Raw genomic sequence first — 21,348 nt, forward strand, 5'->3', positions numbered from 1 at the left:
GTTCCATGACCCCCCACATACTCATCGCGGGAGCGGGCATCGCCGGGCTCTCCGCGGCCCTGTCCCTGCACGCCGCGGGCTTCGAGCGGATCACCGTCGTCGAGGCCGCCCGCTCCCTGCGGCCGGTCGGCGCGGGGCTGAACCTGATGCCCAACGCGGTCCGCGAACTCGACGCCCTGGGCGTCCTCGACCGGGTCGAGGCCGATGCCGTGCGCACCACGGAACTGCGCTACTACCACCGCTCGGGCTCGCTGATCTCCCGCGACCGGCGCGGCCTGGACGCCGGCTACCGCTGGCCCCAGCTGTCCGTGCACCGCGCCCACCTCCAGCAGGTCCTGGCCGACGCGGTCCGCGACCGGCTCGGCTCCGGCGCCGTGGTCGGCGGCGTGCGGGTGACCGGCGTCGAGGCCCGCGCCGACGGCGGCCCCCGGGTCGCGCTGGCGCACCGCGACGGCACCACCCGGGGCAGCGCCTCGCTCACCCCGGACGTGCTGATCGGCGCCGACGGCATCCGCTCCGCCGTGCGCGCCGCCCTCAACCCCGGTGAGGGCGAGCCCCCGTGGAACGGGATGCTGGTCTTCCGCGGGGTGTCCCGGATGGGCGCCCGGCACGCCGGGTCCTTCATGTTCATCGCGGGCGACGACCGGCTCAAGGCCGTGGTCTACCCGATGACCCGGCCCACCGCCGCCGACCCCGACGTCCTGGTCAACTGGGCGCTCGCGGTGCCCGCCGACGCCGTCGGGGCCACCGGCGCCCCGGTCGACTGGGACCGCCGGGTGCCCGTGGACCGCTTCGCCCACCTCTACGCGGGCTGGGAGTTCGGCGGCGTGGACGTCGAGCGGGTGCTGCGGGCCGCCGACGAGGCGTACGAGTACCCGATGGTGGACCGCGAGCCGCTGGCGCGCTGGAGCCTGGGCCGCACCACGCTGGTCGGCGACGCCGCGCACGCGATGTACCCGGTGGGCTCCAACGGGGCGACCCAGTCGATCGTCGACGGCCGGGCCCTCGCGCACGCGCTGGCCCGCCACGCCGACCCGGCCGAGGCGCTGGCCGCGTACGAGGCCGAACGGCGCCCCGCCATGACCGAACTCCAGTGCGCCAACCGGCGACTCGGCCCCGAGGTCGTCATCGACCTGGCCCACCGGCGCGCCCCGGACGGCTTCGCCGACGTCGACGACGTCATCCCCCCGCACGAGCGCGCGGAGATCGCCGCGCGCTACGCCGCGACCGGCGCGTTCGACCCGGCGACCGTGAACCAGGGGTCGCCCTACGAGGTGCCGGTGGGCGTTTCGTACTGATGTGGCGGGCGTACGGGCTACCGTCGGGAGTGAAGGCCGGGCGCACACCGCCGTGTGCCCGTTCCCGTACGCGTCCCCGTTGCGAAGGTGGAACACGTGAAGGCAATCCGTCGGTTCACCGTGCGCCCCGTCCTCCCCGAACCCCTGCGCCCGCTCCACGAGCTGGCCCGCAACCTGCGCTGGTCCTGGCACCCCGCCACCCGTGAGCTGTTCCGCTCGGCCGACCCCGGCGGCTGGGCCGCCGCCGCCGGCGACCCGGTGCGGCTGCTCGGCTCGGTCTCGGCCGCCCGGCTGGCCGAGCTCGCCGCCGACGAGGAGTTCCTGCGGCGGCTGACCGCCGCCGCCGACGACCTCGGCGAGTACCTGCGCGGGCCGCGCTGGTACCAGGCCCAGGACGGCGAACTCCCGGCCGCCGTCGCGTACTTCTCGCCGGAGTTCGGCGTCACCGCCGCCCTGCCCCAGTACTCCGGCGGCCTCGGCATCCTGGCCGGCGACCACCTCAAGTCCGCCAGCGACCTCGGCGTCCCGCTGATCGGCGTCGGGCTGCTCTACCGGCACGGCTACTTCCGCCAGTCGCTGTCCTCCGACGGCTGGCAGCAGGAGCACTACCCCGTCCTCGACCCCAACGAGCTGCCGGTCGCGCTGCTGCGCGAGGCCGACGGCACCCCCTGCGTGATCCGGCTCGCGCTGCCCGGCGGCCGTGCCCTGCGTGCCCACGTGTGGACCGCGCAGGTCGGCCGGGTGCCGCTGCTGATGCTCGACTCGGACGTGGAGGAGAACGGCCCCGGCGAGCGCGACGTCACCGACCGGCTGTACGGCGGCGGCAGCGAGCACCGGCTGCTCCAGGAGATGCTGCTCGGCATCGGCGGGGTCCGCGCGGTGCGCGCGTACTGCCGCCTCACCGGCCACCCCGAGCCCGAGGTCTTCCACACCAACGAGGGCCACGCGGGCTTCCTCGGCCTGGAGCGCATCCGCGAACTGCACGACGGGGGACAGGAGTTCGACGCGGCCCTGGAGGCGGTGCGGGCCGGCACCGTCTTCACCACCCACACCCCCGTCCCGGCCGGCATCGACCGCTTCGACCGCGAACTGGTCGCCCGCCACTTCGGCGACGGCGGCGAACTGCCCGGCGTGGACGTCGAGCGGGTCCTCGGGCTCGGCCTGGAGACCTACCCCGGCGGCGAGCCCAACTGCTTCAACATGGCCGTCATGGGCCTGCGGCTGGCCCAGCGCGCCAACGGCGTCTCCACCCTGCACGGCGACGTCAGCCGCCGGATGTTCGCCGGGCTCTGGCCGGGCTTCGACCCGGCCGAGGTGCCCATCGCCTCGGTCACCAACGGGGTGCACGCGCCCACCTGGGTGGCCCCCGAGGTGGTGGAGCTCGGCGCCCGGGCGCTGGGTGCCCGGCGCACCGAGGACGCCCTGAGCGTCGGCGGCGCCGAGCGCTGGGACGCGGTCGCGGACATCCCCGACCCCGACATCTGGCAGCTGCGCCGCGTCCTGCGCGCGCAGCTGGTCCAGGAGGTGCGCGAGCGGCTGCGCGCCTCCTGGCGCCAGCGCGGCGCCGACAGCGCCGAACTGGGCTGGATCGACGGGGTCCTGGACCCCGACGTGCTCACCATCGGCTTCGCCCGGCGGGTCCCCTCGTACAAGCGCCTCACCCTGATGCTGCGCGACCGGGACCGGCTGATGGAGCTGCTCACCCACCCCGAGCGGCCGGTGCAGATCGTGGTCGCGGGCAAGGCCCACCCGGCCGATGACGGCGGCAAGCGGCTGATCCAGGAGCTGGTGCGGTTCGCCGACGACCCCCGGGTGCGCCACCGGATCGTCTTCCTGCCCGACTACGGCATGGCGATGGCCCAGAAGCTCTACCCGGGCTGCGACGTCTGGCTCAACAACCCGCTGCGGCCGCTGGAGGCCTGCGGCACCAGCGGGATGAAGGCGGCGCTGAACGGCTGCCTCAACCTCTCGGTCCTCGACGGCTGGTGGGACGAGTGGTTCGAGCCGGACTTCGGCTGGGCGATCCCCACGGCGGACGGCGCCGCCGCCGACGAGGACCGCCGCGACGACCTGGAGGCCGCCGCGCTCTACGAGCTGATCGAGGACCGGGTCGCGCCGCGCTTCTACGACCGTGACGGCGCCGGGCTGCCCGGCCGCTGGATCGAGATGGTCCGCCGCACCCTGACCACGCTGGGCCCGAAGGTCCTGGCGGGCCGGATGGTGCGCGAGTACGTGGAGCGGCTCTACGCGCCCGCGGCCCGCGCCCACCGCGCGCTCGGCCCCGACACCGCGCGGGAGCTGGCGGGCTGGAAGGCCCGGGTGCGCGCGGCGTGGCCGCGGGTGGCGGTGGACCACGTGGAGGTCGGCCAGGTAGGTGGCACCGCGGAGCTGGGCGCCACGCTGGCCCTGCGGGTCACCGCGGCCCTGGGCGACCTGGGGCCCGACGACGTGGAGGTGCAGGCCGTGGCGGGCCGGGTGGACTCCGACGACACCATCGCCGACGCCCAGGTCTTCCCGCTCAAGCCGGCGGGCGGACCCGACCTGGAGGGCCGCTGGGTGTACGAGGGGCCGCTCGCCCTGGACCGCACCGGGGCGTTCGGCTACACGGTCCGGGTGCTGCCCGCGCACCGGCTGCTGGCCTCGGGCGCGGACCTGGGCCTGGTGGCGCTGCCGAGCGGCGGTACGGAGGAGGGCGGCGTACTGATGCGCTGAACGCCCCTTCCCGGAGGGGGAAAGGGCGTTGACGCACGGAACCGCCCGGAGGAGCGGGTGCTCCTCCGGGCGGCCGGTGGGACGTGCTGTGGGGGGTGGCGGCTCGCGCCGCTTCAGGCTGACGGCCTCGCGGGACCCGTGGGCCCCGGGAGCCTTACGGGAAGGTCAGCTTGAAGCTGTTGATGTAACCGGTGTCGATCGCGGCCTTGTCCTGGACGCGGAGCTTCCAGACACCGTTGGCGACCTCGGAGGAGGCGTTCACGGTGAAGGTCTTGACGATGTTGTCCGCGCTGCCGCCGGTCCGGTTCTGCAGGTTGTAGACCGAGCCGTCGGGGGCCACCAGGTCGACGATCAGGTCGCCGATGTAGGTGTGGACGATGTTCACGTCGACCGCGAGGTTCGACGGGGCGTTGCCGGTGACGCCGGAGACGGTCACCGAGGAGGTCACCGCGGCGCCGTTGTCCGGGATGTTCACGTCGGCGGTGTTCTCGAAGGACTTGCCACCCGGGTTCGGGTTGCCCGGACGGGTGCCCACGGCGATGCCGGCCCAGGCGTCCTGGACGGCCTTCACCTCGGCGCTGGTGGCGCCGTAGAGGTCCGTGGCGGCGGCGACGGTGCCGGTGCGGGCGGCCGCGTAGTTCGTGTTGCTGGTGAACTTCGTGGTGAGCGCCTTGAACCAGATCAGCGCGGCCTTGTCACGGCCGATGCCGGTGACGGGCAGGCCGTCGGAGGTCGGCGAGTCGTAGTTGACCCCGTTGACCGTCTTCGCGCCGCTGCCCTCGGACAGCAGGTAGAAGAAGTGGTTGGCCGGGCCCGAGGAGTAGTGGACGTCCGCGTTGCCGATGCCGGAGTACCACGAGTCGTAGGACGCGCCGTCCTTCGAGGGCTTGTCCATGTAGCGCAGCGGCGTGCCGTTGCCGTTGATGTCGATCTTCTCGCCGACCAGGTAGTCGCCCTTGTCGGTGGCGTTGTTGGCGTAGAACTCGACGGCCGCCGCGAAGATGTCGGAGGTCGCCTCGTTCAGGCCGCCGGACTCGCCGCTGTAGACCAGGCCGGCGGTGGCGGCGGTGACGCCGTGCGTCATCTCGTGGGCGGCCACGTCGATGGACGTGAGCGGCTTGGCGTTGCCCGAGCCGTCGCCGTACGTCATGCAGAAGCAGGAGTCCTGCCAGAACGCGTTGACGTAGTTGTTGCCGTAGTGGACGCGGGAGTACGCGCCGACGCCGTCACCGCGGATGCCGGTGCGGCCCTGCACGTTCTTGTAGTAGTCCCACGTCAGGCCCGCGCCGTAGGCGGCGTCGGCGCCCGCGGTCTCCGCGCTGGAGGTGGCGCCGTTGCCCCAGACGTCGTCCGGGCCGGAGAACAGGGTGCCGGTGCCCGAGGTGCCCTTGTTCAGGTTGTACGTCTTGTGGTTGCCGCGCCCGCTGTCCGTCAGGTTGTACGTCGAGCCGGACTGCACGCTGCCGACGGTCACCTGGCCGCTGTACTGCGTGTTGCCGGTGCCGGTCTCGATGGCCTGCCACTCGTACAGCTTGGCGCCGGTGTCGGCGTCGGTGACCACGTGCAGCTCGTTCGGGGTGCCGTCGTGCTGGAGGCCGCCCACGACCGTCTCGTACGCGAGGACGGGCTTGCCCTGGGCCAGCCAGACGACCTGGCGCGGGGCGCGGCTGGTCGCGGCCTTCGCCGAGCCGTCCGCCTTCGCCGCGCTGAGGGCCTGCTTGCTCGCCGCCGACGGCGCGAGCGCCGCCTTGAGGTCGACGTTCTTCAGCTGGGCGTTGGTGGCCTTGGTGACGCTGCGCTGCGCGCCGGCCTTCGTCGACTCGACGACCAGGTCGCCGCCCAGGACGGGCAGGCCGGCGTAGGTGCGCTCGTAGCGGGTGTGCGTGGTGCCGTCGCGGTCGGCGACGACGTCACGGACGACCAGCTTCTCCTGCGCGCCCAGGCCGAGGCGCTTGGCCGTGGTGGCCTTCGACGCGTCGGCCGCCTTGATCAGCGCGGTGCGCTGGGCGGGGGTGAGGTCGGCGGCCAGGGCGCCGGGGTTGGCCTGGGCACCGGCCTGCGCCTTGGGGGCGATGCCGAGCGGGCTGGGGTTGGCGTTGGCCGACCCCTGGACGCCCAGGGTGAGCATGGCGGCAGCGGCTATCAGAGCACCGGTCGCGGTGGCGCGACGGCTAGGCGTGGATCTCACGCAGACTCCTTTTGCGAGGGGGGTAGTACCGGCGGCTGGGTCGGCCGTCCGGGCAGAGCAAATAGAGCTGGTGGAACAGGTGTTCCGGGCGTCCCCGAACGAGTGACGCGGCGGAACGGGGTGAAGAGTGGCAGGAGTTGCGGCATGCTGTCAGGACCGCGTCAAAGAGTTGGCTGAAAATCGTCCGTTGCCCGATTGGTCATGTTCGTTAAGCGGACGTTTCGGCAATCAGTACCGCGATGCCGTCCAGAGTTCGCCGAAGCCCGAATTCGAAGAGCGAATCCAGGCTCAGACCGGGATCGTCCTCTGTGAACAGCGTGTTGAGCAGGGGATAGGAGCCCGCCGCGGAGATCGCCGTGAATTGTGGCTCGTTCCGCGCCATCCACTGGTCGTTCGACAATCCGGTGTCCTCCAGGGCCCGGCGCTCCAGTTCGGAGGCCGTCGCCACGCCCTGTACGTACGCGAACAGCGTGAGGTGGACGTGCACCTTGTCGACCGGGGCGAGCCCCGTCCCCGCCAGGCCCGCCAGCACCCACTCCGTGTACGCCATCGCGTGCGGCGTGGGGTGCGGCCGGGTGAACGACGCGATGGCGGGCGTCAGCCACGGATGGCGGGTGAAGGCGTCGCGCAGCCACCGGGCCGCGTGCTCCATCGCCGCCCGCCAGTCCCGCGGCACCGGACCCAGCGGCGCCCGGGCGAGCGCCGCGTCCGACATCAGCAGCACCAGGTCCGCCTTGCCGCGCACATGGCGGTAGAGCGCCATCGTGGAGAGCCCGAGCGCGCCCGCCACCCGCCGCATCGACAGCGCCGCCAGGCCCTCCGCGTCCGCCACCTCGATCGCGGTGGCCACGATCCGGTCCCGCAGCGGCCCGGCCGGCCCGGGAGCGGGGCCTGGCCCGGGCGGCTGCGCGGCGTCCGCGGTCACCACCGTGCCGACCCCCGGCACCGGGCGCACCAGGCCCTCCTCGCGCAGCACCGCGATCACCTTGGTCGCGGTGGCCATCGCCACGCCCCACTCGCGGGTGATGGCCCGCGTCGAGGGCACCCGCGCCCCGGGCGGGAGCTCCCCGCCGAGGATGCGGCGGCGCAGTTCGGCGGCGATGCGGAGGTAGGGCGGCTGGGGTTCCATGGCCGTGAGTGTACTAGTGCGCCGCGAACCCCGTACACGCCCATGAGCTGCTCTTTACGGGGTGGTTGTAGTCAGTGCACCAGGGTGCACTAGCCCGTTGTTTGCGGTGTACGCATCCTCTTGGTTCGCTCCCGGCATGACAACCGTGAACGCACGAGCGGGCCGCCGCGAATGGACCGCCCTGGCCGTCCTGATGCTCCCCCTCCTCCTGGTCTCGATGGACGTCTCCGTCCTCTACTTCGCCGTCCCCGCCATCAGCGCGGACCTCGCCCCGGGCGCCACCCAGCAGCTGTGGATCCTCGACGTGTACGGGTTCGTGCTCGCCGGACTCCTGATCACCATGGGCTCCCTCGGCGACCGGATCGGGCGGCGGAGGCTGCTGCTCGCCGGGGCCGCGGTGTTCGGCGCCGCCTCGCTCGCCGCCGCCCACGCCCAGGGCCCCGGCCAGCTGATCGCCGCGCGGGCGCTGCTCGGGGTCGGCGGGGCCGCCCTGATGCCGTCCACCCTCGCCCTGATCCGCAACCTGTTCCGCGACGACGCCCAGCGGGCCAAGGCGGTCACCGCGTGGACGGCCGTGATGGCCAGCGGGATCTCGCTGGGGCCGGTGGTCAGCGGGGCGCTCCTGGAGCACTTCTGGTGGGGTTCGGTGTTCCTGCTCAACCTGCCCGCGATGGCCCTCCTGCTGGTCCTCGGGCCGCTGCTGCTGCCGGAGTCGAGGAGCGCGGCGGGCGGCCGCTTCGACGCGCTCGGCTCGGTCCTCTCGCTGGCCGCGCTGCTCCCGGTGATCCACGGCGTCAAGGAACTGGCCCGGGGCGGCTGGCGGCCGCTGCCCGCCGCCGGGATCGCGGCCGGACTCGTCCTGGGCGCCCTCTTCGTGGCCCGCCAGCGGCGCGCCGAGCACCCGATGGTGGACCTGGCGCTGCTGCGGACCCGGGCGTACGGCGGGGCGGTCCTGGCGAACCTGATGGCGATGTTCGCCACCGTCGGGTTCGCGGTGTTCCTCACCCAGTACCTCCAGTCCGTGCTCGGCCAGAGCCCGTTCGAGGCGGCGCTGTGGAGCGTGGTCCCCTCGGTCGGTGTGATGGCCGCGGCCCCCGGCGCGGCGGCGCTCGCGACGCGGGTGGACCGGGCGTACGTGATCGGCGGCGGGTTCGGCTTCTCCGTGCTGGGCTTCGCCGCGCTGATGTGGCTGCGCACCGACTCGCCGCTGTGGTTCGTGCTCGCGGCGGCCACCGTGTACGCCTCCGGCCTGGTCGCCGCGATGACCCTCGCCAACGAACTGGCCCTGGGCGCCGCCCCGCCGGAGCGGGCCGGGTCGGCCGCGGCGGTCCTGGAGTCGGGGACCGAGCTGGGCGGGGCGCTGGGGATGGCGGTCCTGGGGTCGGTGGGGGCCGCGGTGTACGGCCGCGACATGGCCCCGGTGGCGAGCGGGGCGGCGCGCGAGACGCTGGGCGGGGCGCTGGGGACGGGGGACGCGGGGGTCGCGGCGCTGGCCCGTGAGGCGTTCACCCACGGGCTGAACTGGGGGGCGGGGGGTGCGGCGGTGTCGATGGGGGTGGCGGCGGGGTGCGCGGTGCTGATGCTGCGGGGGGCCTCGGCGGGGCGTGCGCCGTCGCCCCGGGTGGGCGCGGCCCACGGCGCCGGGTGACCGGGCGGCCCCGGTCGTGCCCGGGCCCCGGGGGCGGGGCGCGGTGGGAGCCCTCCTGCTGCGGGGCGGCTCCCGCAGTGCCCGTGCCCCGGGGGCGGGCCTTGGGCCTCCCCGCCCCGCCCCTTCCCGAAAGCCTCCGGCGGCGAGAGGGGCGGGTCCGTCCTCAAGCGCCGGACGGGCTGGGTTTTACCGGGTGGGCCGGGAGCCGGAGCCTCGGGCGGTCCGGCCCCGGGTTTCACCGGGTGGGCCTTGGCCCGGAGCCTCGGGCGGTCCGGCCCCGGGTTTCACTGGGTGGGCCGGGGCCCCGGCGCCCCGGCACCCCTCTCACCCCGACAAGGAGTCCCGCCATGCGCGGTGCAGGGCCGAGAAGCGGCCGTCTCCCGCGATCAGCCCCGCGGGCTCGCCGTCCTCCACCACCCGGCCGCCCTCCATCACCAGCACCCGGTCCGCGATCTCCACCGTCGACAGGCGGTGCGCGATCACCACCGCGGTCCGGCCGCGCAGCACCGTGTCCATCGCCCGCTGCACCGCCCGCTCGCCCGGCACGTCCAGCGAGCTGGTCGCCTCGTCCAGGATCAGCACGGCCGGGTCGGCCAGCAGGGCCCGGGCGAAGGCGACGAGCTGGCGCTGCCCGGCGGAGATCCGCCCGCCCCGCTTGCGCACGTCCGTGTCGTACCCGTCGGGCAGCGCCGCGATGAAGTCGTGCGCCCCGATCGCCTTGGCGGCCCGCTCGATCTCCTCCCGGCCCGCCCCGGGCCGCCCGATGGCGATGTTCTCGGCGACGGTCCCGGAGAAGAGGAACGCCTCCTGGGTCACCATCACCACCCCGCGCCGCAGTTCGGGCACGGACAGCTCGCGCAGGTCGACCCCGTCGAGCAGCACCCGTCCCTCGGACGGGTCGTAGAAGCGGGCCACCAGCTTGGCGAGGGTGGACTTGCCCGCGCCGGTGGAGCCGACCACGGCGACGGTCTGGCCCGCCGGGATCGTCAGGCCGAAGCGGGGCAGCACCTCCCCGCCGGTCCGGTAGGAGAAGCTGACGTCCTCGAAGACCACCTCGCGGCCCGGCTGCTCGCCCGGCAGCGCGGGCAGCTCGCGCGGGTCCGCGGGCTCCGGGACGGTGGGGGCCTGGGCCAGCAGTCCGGCGATCTTGTGCAGCGAGGCGGCCGCCGACTCGTACGAGTTGAGGAACATCGCGAGCCGGTCGATCGGGTCGTACAGCCGCCGCATGTAGAGGACCGCGGCGGCCAGCACGCCCAGCGCCAGGGTCCCGCCGGCCACCCGGTAGGCGCCCCACAGGACCATCGCGGCGACGGCCGTGTTGGCGACCAGCCGGGAGCCGATCACGTACCGCGCCATCTCCAGGATGGCGTCGCCGTTGGACCGCTCGTGGGTGTGGTTCAGGCCGTGGAAGTCCGCGTCGTTGACCCGCTCGCGGCGGAACGCGCGCACCGGCCGGATCCCGTTCATGGTCTCGGCGAACTTCACGATCACCGCGGCGATCGCGGTGGACCGCGCCGTGAACGCGACGGCGGCGCGCCGCCGGTAGAGGCGGACCAGGAGGTAGAGCGGCAGGAACGAGCCGACCGCGACCGCGCCGATGCCCAGGTCCAGCCAGAGCAGCGTCACCGAGATGTAGACGAAGGCCAGGACGACGCCGATCAGCTCCTGCAGGCCCTCGCTGAGCAGTTCGCGCAGCGACTCCACGTCCGTGGTGGAGCGGGAGATCAGCCGCCCGGAGGTGTAGCGCTCGTGGAAGTCGACGCTGAGCGCCTGCGCGTGCCGGAAGATCCGCCCGCGCAGGTCCAGCAGGACGTCCTGGTTGACCCGCGCGGAGACCCGGATGAAGGCGTACTGGAAGGCGCCCGCGCCCACCGAGCACAGCAGGTAGCCCACGGCGACGGCGACCAGCGGCCCGTAGTCGTGGGCGCGGAACGCGGGCACGCCGCGGTCGATGGCGTACGCCACGAGCAGCGGACCGGCCTGCACGGCGGCCTGCTGGAGCAGCAGGAGCAGCACGCCCACGGCCACCCCGCGGCGCCGGGGCGCGAGCAGCGAGCGCAGCAGCCGTCCCGTGGCGCCGGGCGGTGCGGGCAGCTCGTCCCGGTCGAAGGGGTCGGGCGCGGCGGTCTCGGGCGCGCGGCCGTCGGGCTCCTCGGAGCGCCGCTCGGGCGCGGAGGTGGTGGTGCTGGTCATCGGGCGCTCCCCTCGGCCCCGGCGCCCGACATCAGCCAGGCGTACTCGGCGTTGTCGCGCAGCAGTTCGTGGTGGGTGCCGACGGCCGCGATCCGGCCCCCGGACAGCAGGGCGACCCGGTCGGCGAGCAGCACGGTGGACGGGCGGTGCGCCACGACCAGCGCGGTCGTGCCGCGCAGCACCTCCCGCAGCGCGGCCTCCACCAGCGCCTCGGTGTGCACGTCCAGCGCGGACAGCGGGTCGTCCAGGACCAGGAAGCGGGGCCGGCCCACCACCGCGCGGGCCAGGGCGAGCCGCTGGCGCTGGCCCCCGGACAGGCTCAGGCCCTGTTCGCCGACCTGGGTGCGGGAGCCCTGCGGCAGCCGGTCCACGAAGTCCGCCTGGGCGACGGCCAGCGCTCGGCGCAGCTCGGGCTCCCCGGCCCGCTCGGCGCCCATCAGCACGTTCTCCCCGACGGTCGCCGAGAACAGCGTCGGCTCCTCGAAGGCCACGGCCACCAGGGCCCGCAGCCGCCCGCGGTCCATCGCCGCCGTGTCCTCGCCGTCCAGCAGGATCCGCCCGCCGGTGGCCTCGTGCAGCCGGGGCACCAGCGCGGTGAGCGTGGTCTTGCCGGAGCCGGTGGCGCCGACCAGGGCCATCGTCTCGCCGGAGCGTATGTGCAGGTCGATCAGGTCCAGTACGGGGGCGGAGCCCGCGGGCGCGTCGGGGTAGCCGAAGGAGACGCCCTCGAAGCGCAGTCCGCCGTCGGCGGCGCGCGGCCCGGGCACCACCGCGCGCACGTGCGGGACGCCGAAGTCCTCCGGGGCGGCGGCGGGGGACTCCTCCTCCGGCTCGTCGAGCACCTCGAAGTAGCGCTCGGTCGCGGTCGCGGCCTCCTGGCTCATCGCGAGCAGGAAGCCGATCGACTCCACCGGCCAGCGCAGGGCGAGGGCCGTGGACAGGAACGCGACCAGGGTGCCGGCCGACAGGTCCCCGTCGGCGACCTGCACCGTGCCGAGCACCAGGGCGGCGCCGATGGCCACCTCGGGCACCAGGGTGATCACCGCCCAGATCCCGGCGAGCAGCCGGGCCTTGCCCAGCTCGGTGGCGCGCAGCCGGCGGGCCAGCTCGCGGAACGCCTCGGCCTGGCTGCGGTGGCGGCCGAATCCCTTGACGATCCGGATGCCCAGGACGCTCTCCTCGACGACCGTGGTCAGGTCGCCGACCTGGTCCTGGGCGCGCCGCGCGACCAGCGCGTACCGGCTCTCGAAGAGCGAGCAGACGATCACCAGCGGCACCACCGGTATCAGCAGCACCAGGCCGAGCGTCCACTCCTGCACCAGCAGGATCACGAAGCCGGCCAGGATCGTGACCCCGTTGACCAGCAGGAAGGTCAGCGGGAACGCCAGGAACAGCCGCAGCAGCATCAGGTCGGTCGTGCCGCGCGACAGCAGCTGGCCCGAGGCCCACCGGTCGTGGAAGGACACCGGCAGCCGCTGCAGGTGCCGGTAGAGGTCGGCGCGCATGGCCGCCTCCACCCCGGCCAGCGGGCGCCCCACCAGCCAGCGGCGCAGGCCGAACAGCAGCGCCTCCAGCACGCCCAGGCCCAGCAGCACCAGCGCGCCGAGCCAGACCCCCGACGGGTCCCGGTCCGCGACCGGGCCGTCCACGATCCACTTCAGGACGAGCGGGATCACCAGGCCCAGACAGGAGGCGACCACCGCCACCAGGGCGGCGCTGAACAGTCGGGTCCGCACGGGCCGCACGTACGGCCACAGCCGCAGCAGCGTGCGAACGGCGGATCGGTCCTTGGTGGTTGCATGTTCTTCGGGCATCAGTGGCGAGACTACGGTTCGCCACTGACATCGCCCATGTGTTTTTGCGCGCATCGGAGGCCGGACCCCGAATTCCCCGCGCGCGTGCCCGCGACGCGCGCGAGCCGGCAGTGAGGTCTCATCCACCCCACCCGTATGGCAAGTTGGGGGTTTCCGCGCCCGGGAACGCGCCCGGGTCCGGCAGGGAGGAGCCCATGGCCGTCACCCGTCTCAGCACGGACGCCCTCCCGGTCGAGCAGCGCTTCGGCTGGTGGCACGACATGACGTACAACGCCCTGGTCCCCACCGTGCTCACCAGCGAGTTCGCCGCCGACTTCCGGGCCCGCGCGCACCTGGTGAGCCTGGGCGCCATCCAGCTCAGCGAGCTCGCCTACCAGCAGATCACCACCCACCGCACGCCCCGGCTGATCCGCGTCAGCGACCCCGACAGCTTCCACCTCTCCTACACCGTGCGCGGCGCGATGCACCTCGAACAGGGCCGCCGCTCGGTCACGTTCGGCGCCGGGGACCTGATGGTCTTCGACACCTCGCGCCCCTTCGACGGCTGGGCCAGCGGGGTGCGCGAGGGCGGGGTGCGCCAGGTCGTGCTGCAGCTGCCGCGCACCCTGCTGCCCTTCCCCGCCCGCGACGCCGAGCGCCTGAACGGGCTGCGCATCCCCACCGACCACGGCTACGCGGCCCTGCTCGGCCACTTCCTGACCCAGGTCGTCGCCGACGCCGACGGCTTCCAGGACGAGGTGGACGGGCCCCGGCTCGCCACCGTCCTGCTCGACCTGCTCGCGGGCGTCGCCGCGCACCGGCTCGCCGACGAGCGGGCGCCGCACCCCGAGGCCCGCCCGCGGGCGCTCTTCCTGCGCGTCCAGGCGTACGTACGACAGCACCTGGCCGACCCCGGGCTCTCCCCGGCCTCCGTCGCGGCCGCCCACCACATCTCCGTGCGCTACCTGCACCTGATCTTCCAGGAGCACGGCCTCACCGTGGCCGGTTTCATCCGCGACCGCCGCCTGGAGCGGGCCCGGCACGACCTCTCGGACCCGGCCCGCAGGCACGCCCCGGTCCACGACATCGCCGCACGCTGGGGATTCAGGCACCCGGCGGCCTTCAGCCGGGCGTTCAAGTCGGCGTACGGGATCTCCCCGCGCGAGTACCGGGTGTGCGCCCAGCGTCAATAATGTGTGCGCTCAATGCCAATGACAGCGCGCGCCGGACGTGCACAGAATGGCCGTTCCGGAGGTCTTTCGGGGGAACGGGCTTCCGGTTTCCCGCGCGGCCACCGCCACCGCCGTCGCGCCGCGGTGGCCGGTGCGCCGCGCGGGATCCCCCGGCCCGTCACGTACGGACCCTCAGGAGCAGCACCGAGCGGGCCGGCACGGTGACCGTCCCGCCGCCCCGGTGCACCGTCCCCGGAGCCCGGTCCTGGTCCTCCCGCGAGGTGTCCACCACCAGCTCGTACGCCTCCGCCCACGGCGGCCCCGGCAGCGTGAACTCCACCGCCCGGTCGCCCGCGTGCAGCACCGTCAGGAAGCTGTCGTCGGTCACCTGGGCGCCCCGCTCGTCCCGGCCCGGTATGTCGCGCCCCGACAGGTACAGGCCCAGCGTCGCCGCGGGCGCGTACCAGTCGGACTGGGTCATCTCCTCGCCCCGCGGCGTGAACCAGGCCAGGTCCCGCAGCCCGTCCGCGCCCTGCGGGCGCCCGGAGAAGAACGCCCGGCGGCGCAGCACCGGATGGGCGTGGCGCAGCCGCAGCAGCCGGGTCGTCAGCTCCAGGACGCCCGCCGGGCCCGGCCGGTCGAGCAGCGACCAGTCCAGCCAGCTGGTCTCGTTGTCCTGGCAGTAGGCGTTGTTGTTGCCGCCCTGGGTGCGGCCCATCTCGTCACCGGCCACCAGCATCGGCACCCCGGTGGACAGCAGCAGCGTGGTCAGCAGGTTGCGCACCTGGCGCCGGCGCAGCGCGTTGACCTCCTCGTCGTCCGTCTCGCCCTCGGCCCCGCAGTTCCACGACCGGTTGTCGCCCGTGCCGTCCCGGTTGCCCTCGCCGTTCGCCTCGTTGTGCTTGCGGTCGTAGGAGACCAGGTCGCGCAGGGTGAACCCGTCGTGGGCGGTGACGAAGTTGATCGACGCGTAGGGCCGCCGGCCGCCCCAGGCGTACAGGTCGCTGGAGCCGGAGAGCCGGTAGCCGAGGTCCCGCACGTCGGGCAGCGCCCCGCGCCAGAAGTCCCGCACGGCGTCCCGGTAGCGGTCGTTCCACTCGGTCCACAGCGGCGGGAACGCGCCCACCTGGTAGCCGCCGTTGCCCACGTCCCACGGCTCGGCGATCAGCTTCACCCGGCGCAGCACCGGGTCCTGGGCGATCACCGCGAGGAACGGCGAGAGCATGTCGACGTCGTGCATCGAGCGGGCCAGCGCCGCCGCCAGGTCGAAGCGGAAGCCGTCCACGCCCATCTCGGTCACCCAGTACCGCAGCGAGTCCGTGATCAGCCGCAGCACGTGCGGCTGCACCACGTGCAGGGTGTTGCCGCAGCCCGTGTAGTCGGAGTACCTGCGCGCGTCGGACTGCAGCCGGTAGTAGCCGCGGTTGTCGACCCCGCGCAGCGACAGCGTGGGGCCCAGCTCGCCGCCCTCGGCCGTGTGGTTGTAGACCACGTCGAGGATCACCTCGATGCCCGCCGCGTGCAGCGCCCGCACCATCCGCTTGAACTCGCCGACCTGCTGCCCGGCCGTGCCGCTGGCCGCGTACGCCGCGTGCGGCGCGAAGTAGCCGATGGAGTTGTAGCCCCAGTAGTTGCGCAGGCCCCGCTCCACCAGGTGCGCCTCGTGCGCGAACTGGTGCACCGGCAGCAGCTCCACCGCCGTGACGCCGAGCCCCACCAGGTGCTCCACCGCCGCCGGGTGCGCCAGGCCCGCGTAGGTGCCGCGCAGCTCCTCGGGGATGCCCGGGTGGCGCCGGGTGAAGCCCCGCACGTGCAGCTCGTAGATCACCGAGTCCGCCCAGGGCGTCTTGGGCCTGCGGTCGTCGGACCAGTCGTCGTCGTCGTGGACGACGACGCCCTTGGGCACGTGCGGCGCGGAGTCCCGGTCGTCGCGCACGGTGTCCGCCACGTGCTGCTGCGGCCAGTCCCGCACGTGCCCGTACACCTCGGGCGGCAGCGCGAACTCCCCGTCCACCGCGCGCGCGTACGGGTCGAGGAGCAGCTTCGCCGGGTTCCAGCGGGCCCCCGTCCACGGGTCCCAGCGGCCGTGCACCCGGAAGCCGTAGCGCTGCCCGGGCCGCACGCCCGGCACGAAGCCGTGCCAGATCTCGTGGGTCAGCTCGCCCAGCGGCACCCGGGTCTCGGTGCCCTCCGCGTCGAACAGGCACAGCTCCACGGACTCCGCCCCGCCCGCCCACAGCGCGAAGTTGGTGCCCGCCGTGCCGTCGGGCCCGGAGCGGAAGCGCGCCCCGAGCGGCGTCGGCGCCCCCGGCCACACCGGGGGCCGGGGGACCGGTGGCTCCAGCACCCGGGCCCGCTCCCGTTCCCGCTCCCTCTCCCGGTCCCGCAACGCCGCCATCCGTACAGCCCGCTGCACGTCCTCCTGCTCGGCTGCGCTCGACACCTGCCGGCCTCCCGCGGCTCGTCGGACCCCGCGAGACCGCGTGCGCGCGGCGTCCCTGCCGCGGTCCGCACGTGGTCTCCCACCTGTTCTGCCCGCGCCGCCGATGTCCCAACATGCGCCACGCCCACGTTTCCCCTGAAGGGGCGCGGTCGTTGGGCGGATCGTGAGACACGTACTGAAGCGGGCAGGGCGCGGCATCGCCGTCGCCGCGGCAGGGGCTGGGCTGTGGGCGGCCCTGGCGGGCTGCAGCGGGGGCCCACTCGACATCGGCGGCAAGCCCCGGTCGCCCGAGGACGCCATCCTCGTCACCCCCGAGGACGGCACGAAGGGCGTCCGCGCGGACGGCCGGCTGGAGGTGAAGGTCCCCGACGGCCACCTGGAACGGGTACGGGTGACGAAGGTCGAGGACGCCCAGCCCGAGGCGGTGCCCGGCGCGATCGCCGGGGACGGCCTCAGCTGGAACCCGGCGCCGGGCGCCAAGCTGGCGCTGGCGGCCAAGTACGCGGTGGACGCGGTGGCGGTGGACGAGGACGGCAACCGCTCGGCCCGGCACACCACCTTCACCACCTACGTGCCCGAGCAGCGCTTCATCGGCTACTTCAAGCCCGAGAACCGCTCCACGGTCGGCACCGGGATGATCGTCTCCTTCTCGTTCAACCAGGAGATCGAGGACCGGGCCGCCGTGGAGCGGGCCATCAGGATCACCTCCGTGCCCCCGGTGGAGGTGGCCGGGCACTGGTTCGGCAAGGAGCGCCTGGACTTCCGCCCGCAGGAGTACTGGAAGCCCGGCACCCGGGTCACCGTGGCGCTGAACCTGCGCGACGTCCAGGCGGCGCCGGGCGTCTACGGCATCCAGCAGAAGTCCGTCGGCTTCACCATCGGCCGCTCGCAGGTCTCCCTGGTCGACGCCGACGCCCACACCATGCGGGTGGAGCGGGACGGCGAGGAGCTGGCCACGGTGCCGGTCACGGCCGGGGCGCCCAAGACGACGACGTACAACGGCAAGATGGTGGTGACCGAACTGTTCGACGTGACCCGGATGAACGGGCGCACGGTCGGCTTCGGCGGCGAGTACGACATCAAGGACGTGCCGCACGCGATGCGCCTGACCAGCTCGGGCACCTTCCTGCACGGCAACTACTGGGCGTCCTCGGGGACCTTCGGCAACGCCAACACCAGCCACGGCTGCGTGGGCCTGCGCGACGTGAAGGGCGGCAGCTCGGACACCCCGGCGGGCTGGTTCTTCGACCGGACCCTGGTGGGCGACGTGGTGGAGGTGGTCAACTCGCGCGACCAGAAGGTCGCTCCCGACAACGGGCTCGGCGGGTGGAACCTGGACTGGAACGCCTGGAAGGCCGGTTCCGCGGTGCGCTGAGACCCCGGGGAGGGTTCCTCCCCTCGCCGGTCCGCATGGACCGCGCCCGTCCTGGACAACCTGGGACCGAACGGTGACATTCGCGGGGAACGTACGTGACCTGCGGTGTGGTTATCTATCGCCGTGCGCGCGAGGCAAGCGCGCGGGGGTGCGGGCGTGGCGGTGCCAGGCCGTGCGAGGGGAGAGAACGACGTGGACGGTCAGCCGATATCGGGGGCGTCGGTTGGGACGGGGACCGGGCGCGGTACGAAGGGTCTGCGGGCGCTGGCGCTGGGGGCGCTGCTCGTGCTGGTGACCGCGTGCGGAGGCTCGGGCGGTGACGGGGGCGGCGCGGCCGGCAAGGACGGCGGCAGCGGCTCGGTCGAGAACAAGGCCTCGCAGGCGGTCGTGACGATCGCGCCCAAGGACGGCGCCGACTCGGTCGCCACCAGCGGGGCGCTGCGGATCACCGCGGACAAGGGCACCCTGACGACGGTGTCGGTCGCCGACTCCAAGGGCAACCCGGTCGAGGGGAAGATCGCAGCGGGCGGGGCCAGCTGGGAGCCGGTGCGGCACCTGGCCGCCGCCACCAAGTACAAGGTCCACGCGATCGCCAAGGACGCGGACGGGCGCGAGTCGGCCAAGGACACCACCTTCACCACGCTGGTGCCGCAGAACACCTTCGTGGGCCACTACACGCCCGAGGACGGCTCCACCGTCGGCGTGGGCATGCCGGTCTCGATCAACTTCACCCGGGGCATCACCGACCCGGCCGCGGTGGAGGGCGCCATCAAGGTAACCGCCGTGCCGTCGGTGCCGATCGAGGGCCACTGGTTCGGCAACGACCGCCTGGACTTCCGCCCGGAGCAGTACTGGGCCAAGGGCACCAAGGTCACCGTGACGCTCAACCTGGACGGCGTGCAGGGCCGCCCGGGCGTCTACGGCAAGCAGAACAAGTCGTTCTCCTTCACCATCGGCCGCTCCCAGGTCACCACGGTCGACGCCAAGGCCCACACGATGCGGGTCGTGCGCGACGGGCGGAAGGTCCGCGACGTCCCGATCACCGCGGGCGCCCCGTCCACCACCACGTACAACGGCCAGATGGTCATCTCCGAGAAGTACGAGGTGACCCGGATGAACGGCGCCACCGTGGGCTTCGGCGGCGAGTACGACATCAAGGACGTGCCGCACGCGATGCGCCTGTCCACCTCCGGCACCTTCGTGCACGGCAACTACTGGGCCTCCTCGGACACCTTCGGCAACTCCAACGTCAGCCACGGCTGCGTGGGCCTGCGCGACGCCCGCGGGGCGGGCGACCCGGACACCCCGGCGGCCTGGTTCTACGACAGCTCGATCATCGGCGACGTGGTGGTCGTGAAGAACTCGAAGGACAAGCAGATCGCCCCGGACAACGGCCTCAACGGCTGGAACATGCCCTGGTCGGAGTGGATCAAGTAGCCTTCGCCGCCCCCGGGCCCGGTGCTGTGAGCAACAGCACCGGGCCCGCGCGCGTTAACGGCGGCTAACCTGCTGCGCATGACCCTCTCTCTCGAAGTCGCCGAAGGCGTCGGCACGATCCGCATCGACCGCCCCCCGATGAACGCCCTGGACATCGCCTCCCAGGACCGGCTGCGCGAGCTCGCCGAGGAGGCGTCGGCGCGCGCCGACGTGCGCGCCGTGATCCTGTACGGCGGCGAGAAGCTGTTCGCGGCCGGCGCGGACATCAAGGAGATGCGGGCCATGGACCACGCGGCGATGGTGCTGCGCTCCAAGGGCCTGCAGGACGCCTTCACCGCGGTCGCCCGCATCCCCAAGCCCGTCGTCGCGGCGGTCACCGGCTTCGCCCTGGGCGGCGGCTGCGAGCTGGCCCTGTGCGCCGACTTCCGCATCGCTGCGGACAACGCCCGGCTCGGCCAGCCCGAGATCCTGCTCGGCCTGATCCCCGGCGCGGGCGGCACCCAGCGGCTGTCCCGGCTGATCGGCCCGTCCCGGGCCAAGGACCTCATCTTCACCGGCCGCCATGTGAAGGCGCCCGAGGCCCTTTCACTCGGCCTGGTCGACCGGGTGGTCCCGGCGGAGGAGGTGTACGCGCAGGCGCACGCCTGGGCCGCGAAGCTGGCCCAGGGCCCGGCGCTGGCGCTGCGGGCGGCCAAGGAGGCGGTGGACGCCGGCCTGGAGACGGACATCGACACCGGTCTGACCATCGAGCGCAACTGGTTCGCGGGCCTGTTCGCCACCGAGGACCGCGAGCGCGGCATGCGCAGCTTCGTCGAAGAGGGCCCGGGCAAGGCCAAGTTCGTCTGATCCGTACCGCAAGTGCCTTGACCGGGGCGGGGGTTGGCGTACCGAACGGTGTGTCAACCATGTGACCGGGTTAGGCAGGGCTTAAGGCAGCCTTAAGCGCGAGTGCCCCGTGCGCGCCCGGCGATCACCCGTGCACGGGGCGTCATCGCAGCTCAGAGGGGCCGTATCCGGGATCCTGCTGCCAACGGCATATGCCGTACGGCCCTGTTGGGCCACGGTCTTGCGCCCCGCGGATTCGCCGGGAACGGCCCCGTGCGGCCCCGGGTGCGGCCATGATGGGGGCATGGCGGGCCTGGAGGGTGTGGAGCAACCGCGGCAGCGCGCCGGCGCGACCGCCGCGCGGTGGACGCCGGCCGTCGAGGACGAGCAGGCGCTGAAGTCCCTGGAGCTGTTCGGCAGCCCGGCGGACGACGAGGTGCGGCTGCCGTCGCGGCCGGAGTCGGCCGCCACGGCCCGGCGGCTGACCCAGTGCGTGGTGCTGCGCCAGTGGTCGCTGTCCCCGCAGATCGCCGAGCATGCGGTGCTGCTGGTCTCGGAGCTGGTGGGCAACGCGGTGCGGCACACCGGGGCGCGGGTCTTCGGGCTGCGGATGATGCGCCGGCGGGGCTGGATCAGGATCGAGGTGCGCGACCCCTCGCGCGGGCTCCCCTGCCTGATGCCGGTGCACGAGCTGGACGTCAGCGGGCGCGGGCTGTTCCTGGTCGACAAGCTCTCCGACCGCTGGGGCGTGGACCTGCTGCCGCGCGGCAAGAACACCTGGTTCGAGATGCGGGTCTCGGACCGCTGAGCCGGACCGCTGGACCGCCGGCGAACCGGCCGTGGAACCACAGAAGCCCCCTTGCGGGGGCTTCTGTGCGGTGCGCCGTGGACGGAGGGGGTGTTGCCCACGGCCGCTGTGGTCGACCTGCTCGGGTCAATGGGAGGTCGTGTTCCCGACTATGGCAGACGGGCGGCCTCTCCGCCAAAAGTCCCTATCGGTTCAAACCAGGACATACCCTTACACTTTAGATGTGAATCTTAGGTGACATGGGCCACTGGCCTGGTAAATAGTGAATAAGTATGGGGTTAATCGAGAGATTCACTGACCCGTCTCATCATGTGGACGCTGTTCTGG

General features: G+C 73.5%; 13 protein-coding genes. 8 read left to right on the plus strand and 5 right to left on the minus strand.

The window, feature by feature from the left end; genetic code table 11:
• Nucleotides 1–5 precede the first annotated feature (5 nt).
• Both ABT160_RS17470 and glgP read left to right on the plus strand, forming a co-directional pair.
• Complete coding sequence (locus ABT160_RS17470; protein WP_351648405.1) at nucleotides 6–1,298, plus strand: FAD-dependent monooxygenase; 1,293 nt, start codon at nucleotides 6–8, stop codon at nucleotides 1,296–1,298.
• Between the two features lie 96 nt (nucleotides 1,299–1,394).
• The gene (gene glgP / locus ABT160_RS17475; protein ID WP_351648407.1) at nucleotides 1,395–4,010 is read left to right on the plus strand and encodes an alpha-glucan family phosphorylase; all 2,616 of its coding nucleotides are present in this window, start codon (nucleotides 1,395–1,397) and stop codon (nucleotides 4,008–4,010) included.
• A gap of 154 nt (nucleotides 4,011–4,164) precedes the next feature.
• Here the strand turns inward: glgP and ABT160_RS17480 are convergent, their stop codons facing one another.
• Together ABT160_RS17480 and ABT160_RS17485 are read right to left on the minus strand one after the other, a co-directional pair.
• On the minus strand, nucleotides 4,165–6,198 hold the full coding sequence (locus tag ABT160_RS17480) for a M4 family metallopeptidase (RefSeq protein ID WP_351648408.1): 2,034 nt from the start codon (nucleotides 6,196–6,198) through the stop codon (nucleotides 4,165–4,167).
• Between the two features lie 208 nt (nucleotides 6,199–6,406).
• Nucleotides 6,407–7,327: a TetR/AcrR family transcriptional regulator C-terminal domain-containing protein gene (locus ABT160_RS17485; protein ID WP_351648410.1), complete on the minus strand. Its 921-nt coding sequence runs from the start codon at nucleotides 7,325–7,327 to the stop codon at nucleotides 6,407–6,409.
• A 136-nt stretch (nucleotides 7,328–7,463) separates the two neighbouring features.
• On the opposite strand from ABT160_RS17485, the gene ABT160_RS17490 reads away from it, so the two are divergent.
• On the plus strand, nucleotides 7,464–8,975 hold the full coding sequence (locus ABT160_RS17490; RefSeq protein ID WP_351648411.1) for an MFS transporter: 1,512 nt from the start codon (nucleotides 7,464–7,466) through the stop codon (nucleotides 8,973–8,975).
• 324 nt (nucleotides 8,976–9,299) lie between these two features.
• Here ABT160_RS17490 and ABT160_RS17495 read toward each other — a convergent pair whose 3' ends face one another.
• Together ABT160_RS17495 and ABT160_RS17500 are read right to left on the minus strand one after the other, a co-directional pair.
• On the minus strand, nucleotides 9,300–11,168 hold the full coding sequence (locus tag ABT160_RS17495; RefSeq protein ID WP_351648412.1) for an ABC transporter ATP-binding protein: 1,869 nt from the start codon (nucleotides 11,166–11,168) through the stop codon (nucleotides 9,300–9,302).
• On the minus strand, nucleotides 11,165–12,982 hold the full coding sequence (locus ABT160_RS17500) for an ABC transporter ATP-binding protein (protein ID WP_351648414.1): 1,818 nt from the start codon (nucleotides 12,980–12,982) through the stop codon (nucleotides 11,165–11,167). The genes ABT160_RS17495 and ABT160_RS17500 overlap by 4 nt, the downstream gene beginning before the upstream one ends.
• 194 nt (nucleotides 12,983–13,176) lie before the next feature.
• On the opposite strand from ABT160_RS17500, the gene ABT160_RS17505 reads away from it, so the two are divergent.
• Nucleotides 13,177–14,154, plus strand: a complete 978-nt coding sequence (locus ABT160_RS17505; RefSeq protein WP_351648415.1) for an AraC-like ligand-binding domain-containing protein — start codon at nucleotides 13,177–13,179, stop codon at nucleotides 14,152–14,154.
• A gap of 157 nt (nucleotides 14,155–14,311) precedes the next feature.
• On the opposite strand, the gene glgX is transcribed toward ABT160_RS17505, so the two are convergent.
• On the minus strand, nucleotides 14,312–16,576 hold the full coding sequence (gene glgX, locus ABT160_RS17510; protein WP_351648416.1) for a glycogen debranching protein GlgX: 2,265 nt from the start codon (nucleotides 16,574–16,576) through the stop codon (nucleotides 14,312–14,314).
• A gap of 163 nt (nucleotides 16,577–16,739) precedes the next feature.
• On the opposite strand from glgX, the gene ABT160_RS17515 reads away from it, so the two are divergent.
• The 4 genes from ABT160_RS17515 (at nucleotide 16,740) to ABT160_RS17530 (ending at nucleotide 21,021) form a co-directional block, all read left to right on the plus strand.
• On the plus strand, nucleotides 16,740–17,951 hold the full coding sequence (locus ABT160_RS17515) for a L,D-transpeptidase (RefSeq protein WP_351648417.1): 1,212 nt from the start codon (nucleotides 16,740–16,742) through the stop codon (nucleotides 17,949–17,951).
• A 192-nt stretch (nucleotides 17,952–18,143) separates the two neighbouring features.
• On the plus strand, nucleotides 18,144–19,388 hold the full coding sequence (locus ABT160_RS17520) for a L,D-transpeptidase (protein WP_351648419.1): 1,245 nt from the start codon (nucleotides 18,144–18,146) through the stop codon (nucleotides 19,386–19,388).
• A 78-nt stretch (nucleotides 19,389–19,466) separates the two neighbouring features.
• Nucleotides 19,467–20,234 (plus strand): enoyl-CoA hydratase/isomerase family protein, encoded by a 768-nt coding sequence (locus ABT160_RS17525; RefSeq protein ID WP_351648420.1) that lies wholly within the window; start codon nucleotides 19,467–19,469, stop codon nucleotides 20,232–20,234.
• Nucleotides 20,235–20,412: 178 nt separating this feature from the next.
• Nucleotides 20,413–21,021 carry an ATP-binding protein gene (locus tag ABT160_RS17530; RefSeq protein WP_502984252.1) on the plus strand — a complete coding sequence of 203 codons (609 nt, stop codon included), beginning with the start codon at nucleotides 20,413–20,415 and terminating at the stop codon, nucleotides 21,019–21,021.
• Nucleotides 21,022–21,348: the final 327 nt, after the last annotated feature.

The organism is Streptomyces sp. NPDC001941 (genome assembly GCF_040296945.1).
Taxonomy (GTDB): Bacteria; Actinomycetota; Actinomycetes; order Streptomycetales; family Streptomycetaceae; genus Streptomyces.